Source organism: Actinospineispora eucalypti (assembly GCF_039543365.1).
GTDB classification, from domain to species: domain Bacteria; phylum Actinomycetota; class Actinomycetes; order Mycobacteriales; family Pseudonocardiaceae; genus Pseudonocardia; species Pseudonocardia eucalypti.
In genome coordinates this window covers 108,070-116,380 of sequence record NZ_BAABJP010000055.1, presented here as the reverse complement: position 1 = coordinate 116,380, position 8,311 = coordinate 108,070, and the positions used below count along the sequence as shown (strand labels likewise).

Here is an 8,311-nt window from a genome sequence, read left to right as displayed (position 1 = left end):
GGAACGCGCCGTCGTCCCCGCGTTCAGCGGAACGCGCCGTCGTCCCCGCGTTCAGCGGAACGCGGGAGTGTAGGCACGCGGGGGCGTGGCCCAACCGTGGGACGGCGCAACCATGGCTTACTTTCAGGACCTATGGCGGGTTATTCCTATGTCCGGGACGGCGCGGAGATCTACCGGCGGTCGTTCGCCACCATCCGCGCCGAGGCCAACCTTTCCGGCCTGCCGGCGGACGTGGCCACCGTGGCCGTCCGCATGATCCACACCTGCGGCATGACGGATCTGCCCGTCGACCTGGCGTTCAGCCCAGGCGTCGTGTCCTCCGCACGCACGGCGCTGGCCGCCGGGGCGCCGGTGCTGTGCGACGCGACCATGGTCGCCGCCGGGGTCACCCGCCGCCGGCTGCCCGCCCAGAACGAGGTGATCTGCCTGCTCAACGAGCCGCTGGTCACCACCATGGCCGAGAAGATGGGTACCACCCGCAGCGCGGCGGCCGTGGACCTCTGGGTGGACCGGCTGGGCGGCTCGGTGGTCGCCATCGGGAATGCCCCCACCGCGCTGTTCCGGCTGCTGGAGCTGATCGACGCCGGGGCGCCGATGCCGGCCGCGGTGGTCGGCGTGCCGGTCGGGTTCATCGGCGCGGCCGAGTCCAAGCGCGCGCTGGCGGACCACCCGGCCGGCGTGCCGCACCTGGTGGTCCACGGCCGGCGCGGGGGAAGCGCGCTGGCCTCGGCCGCGGTCAACGCGTTGGCCACGCCGAGCGAGGGCATTCTCTGAGAGAGCATCTTGGATCTCGGTTCACCCGGCGAAGGTGCCGGGCGCCGGTGCGGGCGTGCTCCGGGCTGAGGGTTCGGTGCCGGTTCAAGAAACCAGCCTGGATGCCGCGACGCCGGCGTCAGTTCATGGTCATCAGGGCAGGGTGGCCGGGTTGGGTCGGGTGGAGCGGCCCTGGTGTCCTGGTGACCACGTAACCGGTGATCAAGCGAAGATCAATACCGTCGTTGCCCGGCTTCCACCCCGGAGTTGCGGGATGCCCTCTGAATCCGGCTAGCTCCCGAGCATCCGGTCCAGCCAGCTCACCGCCTCCGGCACGGTGTCCACCGAGGGCGCGCCGGAGATCAACGGCCGGGCCTGGATGACCACCGGGACGCCCAGCTCTCGGGCGGCGACCAGCTTCGGCCTCGTCCACTCGCCGCCGCTGTCCTTGGTCACCAGCACGTCGATCCCGTGCTCGGTGATCAGCGCGCGCTCCCCGGCCACGGTGTATGGCCCCCGGTCCAGGACCAGGTGCATCCGGGCCGGCATGGGCGGCTCCGGCGGGTCCACGGTGCGCACCAGGAACCAGTGTCGGTCCAGCCCGGCGAAGGTGCCGAGGCCGGTCCGGCCGGTGGTGAGGAACACCCGCTCGCCGAGGCCGCCGAGCTCGTCCGCCGCGTCGGCCAGGGTGGACACCCAGTGCCACCGGTCCCCCTCGGCCGGTTGCCAGCCCGGCCGGCGCAACACCAGCAGCGGGACGCCCGCCCGCGCGGTCGCGGCCACCGCCGAGGCGCTCATCGTCGAGGCGAACGGATGGGTCGCATCCACCACGGCGGCCACCCGGCTCGCGCGCAGGAAGTCGGTCAGCCCGTCGGCCCCGCCGAACCCGCCGATGCGCACCTCACCGGCGGGCAGCGCCGGGTTGCGCACCCGCCCGGCCAGCGAGGACACCACCGCGAGGTCAGGGCGCCCCACCAGTTCGCCGGCCAGCGCGCGGGCCTCCGCGGTGCCCCCGAGCAGCAACACCCGCAGCGTCATCGCACCATCCTGGACCTGCGCGGCGCATCCCGCCGGAGATAACTGTCACCACCGGCGTGACGATCGGCGCACCCTGAGTAGTCTCGCGGTCACCTCGGCTTATCCCGGATCGGAAGGATTCTCCTGTGTCACGCTCCGTCCAAGTCACCGTCACCGGCGCGGCGGGTCAGATCGGCTACGCGCTGCTGTTCCGGATCGCCTCCGGGCAGCTGCTCGGACCGGACACCCGGGTGAGCCTGCGCCTGCTGGAGATCCCGCAGGCGGTGAAGGCCGCCGAGGGCACGGCCATGGAGCTGAACGACTGCGCGTTCCCGCTGCTGGACTCGATCGACATCACCGACGACGCGAAGACCGCGTTCGACGGTGTGAACGTGGCCCTGCTGGTCGGCGCGCGCCCGCGCACCAAGGGCATGGAGCGGGGCGACCTGCTCGAGGCCAACGGCGGCATCTTCAAGCCGCAGGGCGAGGCAATCAACAGCGGCGCGGCGGACGACGTGCGGGTGCTGGTGGTCGGCAACCCGGCCAACACCAACGCGCTGATCGCCAAGGCGCACGCCCCGGACGTGCCGGCCGAGCGGTTCACCGCGATGACCCGGCTGGACCACAACCGGGCGATCTCCCAGCTGGCCACCAAGCTGGGCGTGCCGGTCACCGAGATCAAGAAGATGACCATCTGGGGCAACCACTCGGCCACCCAGTACCCGGACCTGTTCCGCACCGAGGTGGGCGGCCGGATCGCCGCCGAGGCGGTCGGCGACGACCAGTGGCTGCGGGACACCTTCATCCCGACCGTGGCCAAGCGCGGCGCGGCGATCATCGAGGCGCGGGGCGCCTCCAGCGCGGCGTCCGCCGCCAACGCCGCGATCGACCACATCCACGACTGGGTCAACGGCACTCCCGAGGGCGACTGGACCTCCATGGGTATCCCCTCGGACGGGTCGTACGGCGTGCCGGAGGGCCTGATCTCCTCGTTCCCGGTGGTCTGCCGGGACGGTCGCTACGAGATCGTGCAGGGCCTGGAGATCGACGCGTTCTCCCGCGAGCGCATCGACGCCTCGGTCGCCGAACTGGCCGAGGAGCGCGACGCGGTCAGCCAGCTGGGCCTGATCTAGCTGGGCCTGATCTAGCTAGGCCCGGTCCAGCAAGTTCGCCGCGCCGAGGCGCTGGGTGCCCAGCACGCGAAGCAGCGCCAGCGCCTCGGCCTCCCGGCTCCCCTCCGCCGCCGAGTAGACGACCAGCGTCTGGTCGTCCCCGGGCACGTGCAGCGGGTCGCAGTCCAGTTCCAGCACGCCGAGCTCGGGGTGGGCGAACCGTTTCCGGCCCTGGTGCGGGACACCCACGGGCCGCGTCGCCCAGAGTCCGGCGAACCGCGGTGAGGCGTCGCACAGCCGGCGGACCAGTTGGCTCAGCGACCGGTCGCGCGGGTAGCGGGCCGTGGCCTCCCACAGGTCGGCCACCACGGCCAGCTCCAGCTGCTCGCGTTCGTCCGGGGTGACCACCATCCGGCCGGCCCCGGTGACGAACCGCTGCCAGGCCAGGTTGCGCTCCGCCGGGACCAGCGCGGAGAAGTCGCCGATGAGCGCACTGGCCATGGCGTTCCAGGCCAGCAGGTCCAGCTTGGCGCTGATCAGCATGGCCGGCAGATCGGTGAACCGGTCCATCAGCCGCAGCACGCTGGGCCGCACCCGGTCGCTGATCCGCCCCGGCCCCGGTGGGCTAGCACCGGCCAGGTGGAACAGGTGGTCCCGTTCCGCCTCGGCCAATCGCAGCGCCCTGGCCAGCGCGGCCAGCACCGCGTCCGACGGGTGCGCGCCCCGGCCCTGCTCCAGCCGGGTCAGGTAGTCCACCGAGATGCCGGCCAGCTGGGCCACCTCGGCGCGGCGCAGCCCCGGCGTGCGGCGGCGGATGCCGGCGGGCATCCCGACCTCGGCGGGGGTGAGGCGTTCCCGCCAACCACGCAGGGTGGCGCCCATCTCGGCCCGGTCCATACGTCCAGCATGGCCCGGTCGGGCGGTCGGCGCAGCCGCTCAGCCTGGTACTGACTGGGCTACCCGGCGCGGCGGCGGCCGGTGCAGCGTGGAGGCATGACAGAGACGACGATTGCGCTGGTCACCGGCGCGAACAAGGGCCTGGGGCTGACCTCGGCGCGCCGGCTCGCCCGATCCGGCTGGACCGTGCTGATCGGTGCCCGGGACGCCGAGCGGGGTGCGAAGGCGGTGGCCGAGCTGGCGGCGGACGGCCTGTCCGCCGAGCTGGTGGCGCTGGACGTCACCTCGGACGAGTCGGTGGCGGCCGCGGCCGACCAGGTCGGGCGGGCGCACGGCCGCCTGGACGTGCTGATCAACAACGCCGGCGTCATCGGGTCACGGGTACCGCCCCTGGAGACCGGGCCGGACGAGATGCGCGCCTGCTACGAGACGAACGTGTTCGGCCCGGTCCGGGTGACCAGGGCGTTCCTGCCGCTGCTGCGCCGCTCGGCCCGGCCCCGGATCGTCATGGTGTCCAGCGGGATGGGTTCCCTGGCGGTCACCGGTGACCGGGACCGGGTGGAGTCCACGGTCATTTCCCTGACCTACCCCTCCTCCAAGTCGGCGCTGAACATGCTCACCACCCAGTACGCGAAGGCGCTGCCCGGGTTCCGGGTGAACGCGGTCGACCCCGGCTACACGGCCACCGACCTGAACGGCAACTCCGGCCCGCAGACCGTCGAGGAGGGCACCGACGCGATCGTCCAGCTGGCCGCCGTCGGCCCGGACGGCCCCACCGGCGGCTTCTTCGACCGCTCCGGCCCGGTTCCCTGGTAGCCGGTCACGGCTTGTCGGCCACCCACTGGGTCACCGGGAGCGCGGGCCGCCAGCCGGTGAACCGGCCGACCGGCACGGCCCGCTGCACCGACAGCCGGGTCAGCGAGCCGCCCCGGTCGGCGTGCCAGGCGCCGAGCAGCGCCTCGGACTGAACGGTCACCGCGTTGGCCACCAGCCGCCCGCCCGGGCGGAGCGCCGCCCAGCAGGTCTCCAGCACGCCGGGCCCGGTGACCCCGCCGCCGACGAACACCACGTCCGGTTGTTCCAGGTCGCGCAGCCCCTCCGGCGCCGATGCGCGCACCACGCGCAGCTCCGGCACGCCCAGCCGGGCGGCGTTGCGGCCGATGCGGTCGGCCCGTTCCGGGTCCCGCTCCACCGCGATGGCCCGGCCGGCCGGCTGGGCGCGCAGCCATTCGATCGCCACGCTGCCCGCGCCCGCGCCGACGTCCCAGAGCAGCCGGTCGGGCAGCGGCGCCAGGTTGGCCAGGGTGAGCGCGCGGATCTCCCGCTTGGTCAGCTGCCCGTCGTGCTCGAACGCCTCGTCCGGGAGGCCGGGCAGGGGTGAACGCCCGGCCGCCTCGGCGTCGCAATGCACCGCGACCACGGCCAGCGCGTCCCCCGGCGCGTGTGCCCAGGCGCCCGCCTTGCCGGCGTAGATCCGTTCCTCCGGCCCGCCCAACTGCTCCAGCACGGTCAGCTCGCTGGCCTCGTAGCCCTCCTCGGCGAGCAGCCGGGCCACCGATGCCGGGCCGGAGGCGTCCGGCACCAGCACCAGCAGCCGCCGGCCGGGCGCCAGCCGCGCACGCAACCGGTCCAGCGGCCGGCCCACGGCGCTCAGCACGGCCACGTCCTGCTGCGCCCAGCGCAGCCGCGCGCAGGCCAGGGACAGCGAGGACGGGTGCGGGTGCACCTCGATGCGGTCCGGCCCGAGCACCCTGGCCAGCGTGGCGCCCAGCCCGTAGAACATCGGGTCCCCGCTGGCCAGTGCGCAGACCCGGGCACCGGAGAACCGCTCGAACAGCCCGGGCAGGGCGGGCAGCATCGGGCTCGGCCATTCGACCAGCCGGCCGGGGTGGTCACCCAGCAGCGCCAGCTGCCGGCGGCCGCCGAGCACCACCTCGGCGGCGGCGACCGCGTCCCGGGCGGCCTTGGCGAGCCCGGCCAGGCCGTCCGCGCCGATGCCCACCACGGCGACCGGGCGATCAGCCACCCTGGTCCGGCCCGACGTCCGACGCGGCTTCCGACGCGGCTTCCCGGCGCAGGGACAGCACGATCACCCCGGCCGCCGCCATGAAGCCGGCGATCACCCACATGCCGGCCTGGAAGCTGCCGGTCAGGTCGCTCAGCTTGCCGGTCAGGTACGGACCGAGGAACCCGCTCAGGTTGCCGAACGAGTTGATCAGCGCGATACCCGCCGCCGCGCCGAACCCGCCGAGGAAGGCGGTCGGCAGCTGCCACACCACGGGGATCGCCGCGAGCACGCCCGCCGTGCACACGGTGAGCGCGGCGATGGCCAGCACGGGCGAGTTCATGTACAGCGCGGTGGCGACCCCGGCGGCGCCGACGAACGCCGGAACCGCGGTGTGCCAGACCCGGTCCCCGGAGCGGTCCGAGTGCCGCGCGTTGAGCAGCATGACCACCGCGCCGACCGCGTACGGGATCGCGGTGATCAGGCCGACCTGCACCAGGGAGAACTTCACCCCGTACTGCTGCTGCATTCCCGAGATGATCTTCGGCAGGAAGAAGCCGAGCCCGTACAGCCCGAACACCACGCCGAAGTACACGGCGGACAGGGCGACCACCTTCGGGTGCCGCATCGCCCGCCACACCGTCGGCTGGTGCGGCACCCGCGCGGCGTCCTCGGCGGCGATGGTCGCGCTCAACGCGCGCGCCTCGTCCTCGCTGAGCCAGCGGGCCTTGTCCGGCCGGCTGGGCAGCAGCGCGAAGACCAGGCAACCGAGCACGATGGCCGGCAGCCCCTCGATGAAGTACATGGTCCGCCAGCCCTGTTCGAAGCCGAGGACGCCCGACCCGTTCTGGATCAGCCAGGTGGACACCGGCGCACCGAACACCGAGGCCAGCGGCACCCCCAGCATGAACAGCGACATCACCTTGGCCCGGTTGGCCCTGGGGAACCAGTAGGTCAGGTACAGCACGATGCCGGGGAAGAAGCCGGCCTCGGCGAAGCCGAGGAGGAACCGCACCAGGTAGAACGTCCCCGGACCCTGGATGAAGGCCATCGCGCTGGCCAGGATGCCCCAGGAGATCATGATCCGGGCCATCCAGAGCCGGGCGCCGACCTTGTGCAGGATCAGGTTGCTCGGCACCTCGAACAGGAAGTAGCCGATGAAGAACAGCCCGGCGCCCAGCCCGTAGGCGGCGTTGGAGAGGCCCAGGTCACGGTTCATGGTGAGCGCGGCGAAGCCCACGTTCACCCGGTCCAGGTAGTTGATCACGTACATCAACACCAGCACCCAGACCAGCCGGCGGCCGGCCTTGGCCACCGCGCGCCTGGTCAGCTCGCCCTGGTCGGCCCTGCTCTGGTCGGCGCCGAGGCTCATGGCCGTACCGCGGCGACGCCGGCCCAGGCGGCCTCCAGCACGCCGGCCATCTCCTCGAACACGGTCGCGGTGCTCGGCAGCGCGGCCTGCATCCAGAGGAAGCCGTGCGGCATGCCCTCGTAGCGGCGGGCGGTGACCGTCACCCCGTCGGCGGCCAGGCGCTGGGCGTAGGACTCCCCCTCGTCGCGCAGCGGGTCGTACTCGCAGGTGGCCACGTACGCCGGCGGCAGGTCGGCCAGCGAGGCCGCGCGGCCGGGGCAGATGTACGGGTCCGCGCCCAGCTCCTGGGCGCCGAGGTAGTGCGCCCAGAACCACTGCATGGACGCCCTGTTCAGCAGGTAGCCCTCGGCGTTCTCCGAGTAGGACGGGGTGCCGAAGTTGAAGTCGATCACCGGGTAGAGCAGCAGCTGGGCGCTCAGCGCCGGGCCGCCCCGGTCCCGGGCGGCCAGGGCGACGGCGGCGGCCAGATTGCCGCCCGCGCTGTCCCCGGCGACGGCCAGCCGCGCGGGGTCACCGCCCAGCTCGCCGGCGTGCTCGGCCACCCAGGCGGTGGCCGCGTAGCAGTCGTCGAAGGGCGCCGGGTACGGGTGCTCCGGGGCCAGCCGGTAGTCCACCGACACCACGATCGCGCCGGTGGACGCGGCGATCTGCCGGCACGGCTTGTCCACGACGTCCAGGTCGCCGATCACCCACCCGCCCCCGTGGAGGTAGACCACCACGGGCAGCGGGCCGTCGCCGGCCGGCGTGTACACCCGCACCGGGATCGCCCCGGCCGGACCCGGCACCGTGCGCGCATCCACCGAGGCCAGCGCCGTGGGCTCACCCTGCAGCTCGAGGAAGCCGGCCGTGGACGCGCGGGCGGCCGGCACCGTCAGCTCCTCCGTCGGCGGAAGCCCGGCCTCGGCGATCGCGGCCAACAGTTGCTCCGCTTCCGGGTGAACTGGCATGCGCTAGCCCTCCTTTGAGTGCCCCACTCTGGTTGACTGTATCGATACCGGATCTTGTCCACGCAACATTTCCGGCGCGTCCGCCCGGTGCGGTGCCGGTTACCGGCGGCGGACCGACTAACCTTCTTTATTAAGTCCTCAATTAACCTCGCTCGACCTGCTCGCCGCTCACTCGTTAGAGACCGGCAAGTGTCATCATCGTTACTGA

Annotated in this window: 8 protein-coding genes; 3 read left to right on the top strand and 5 right to left on the bottom strand. The window is 73.0% G+C overall.

The features are described from left to right. Positions 1-132 precede the first annotated feature (132 nt). Positions 133-774: a precorrin-8X methylmutase gene (locus ABEB12_RS36490; RefSeq protein WP_185065574.1), complete on the top strand. Its 642-nt coding sequence runs from the start codon at positions 133-135 to the stop codon at positions 772-774. 270 nt (positions 775-1,044) lie between these two features. Here ABEB12_RS36490 and ABEB12_RS36485 read toward each other — a convergent pair whose 3' ends face one another. Further along, positions 1,045-1,791, bottom strand: coding sequence for a cobalt-precorrin-6A reductase (locus tag ABEB12_RS36485; protein WP_185065573.1), 747 nt, complete (start codon positions 1,789-1,791; stop codon positions 1,045-1,047). 125 nt (positions 1,792-1,916) lie between these two features. Between ABEB12_RS36485 and ABEB12_RS36480 the strand changes: the two genes are divergently transcribed. Continuing rightward, positions 1,917-2,903, top strand: coding sequence for a malate dehydrogenase (locus ABEB12_RS36480; RefSeq protein WP_185065572.1), 987 nt, complete (start codon positions 1,917-1,919; stop codon positions 2,901-2,903). A gap of 15 nt (positions 2,904-2,918) precedes the next feature. Here the strand turns inward: ABEB12_RS36480 and ABEB12_RS36475 are convergent, their stop codons facing one another. Next, positions 2,919-3,779, bottom strand: a complete 861-nt coding sequence (locus ABEB12_RS36475; protein WP_185065571.1) for an MmyB family transcriptional regulator — start codon at positions 3,777-3,779, stop codon at positions 2,919-2,921. A gap of 96 nt (positions 3,780-3,875) precedes the next feature. Here ABEB12_RS36475 and ABEB12_RS36470 point away from each other — a divergent pair, with 96 nt between their 5' ends. Then, complete coding sequence (locus tag ABEB12_RS36470) at positions 3,876-4,595, top strand: SDR family NAD(P)-dependent oxidoreductase (RefSeq protein ID WP_185065570.1); 720 nt, start codon at positions 3,876-3,878, stop codon at positions 4,593-4,595. Between the two features lie 4 nt (positions 4,596-4,599). Here ABEB12_RS36470 and cbiE read toward each other — a convergent pair whose 3' ends face one another. The 3 genes from cbiE to ABEB12_RS36455 are packed head-to-tail and all read right to left on the bottom strand — an operon-like array spanning position 4,600 to position 8,103. After that, on the bottom strand, positions 4,600-5,805 hold the full coding sequence (gene cbiE / locus ABEB12_RS36465; protein WP_185065569.1) for a precorrin-6y C5,15-methyltransferase (decarboxylating) subunit CbiE: 1,206 nt from the start codon (positions 5,803-5,805) through the stop codon (positions 4,600-4,602). After that, on the bottom strand, positions 5,798-7,156 hold the full coding sequence (locus tag ABEB12_RS36460) for an MFS transporter (RefSeq protein ID WP_185065568.1): 1,359 nt from the start codon (positions 7,154-7,156) through the stop codon (positions 5,798-5,800). Before ABEB12_RS36460 ends, cbiE begins: the two co-directional genes overlap by 8 nt. Beyond that, positions 7,153-8,103 (bottom strand): alpha/beta hydrolase fold domain-containing protein, encoded by a 951-nt coding sequence (locus ABEB12_RS36455; RefSeq protein ID WP_185065567.1) that lies wholly within the window; start codon positions 8,101-8,103, stop codon positions 7,153-7,155. Before ABEB12_RS36455 ends, ABEB12_RS36460 begins: the two co-directional genes overlap by 4 nt. Positions 8,104-8,311: the final 208 nt, after the last annotated feature.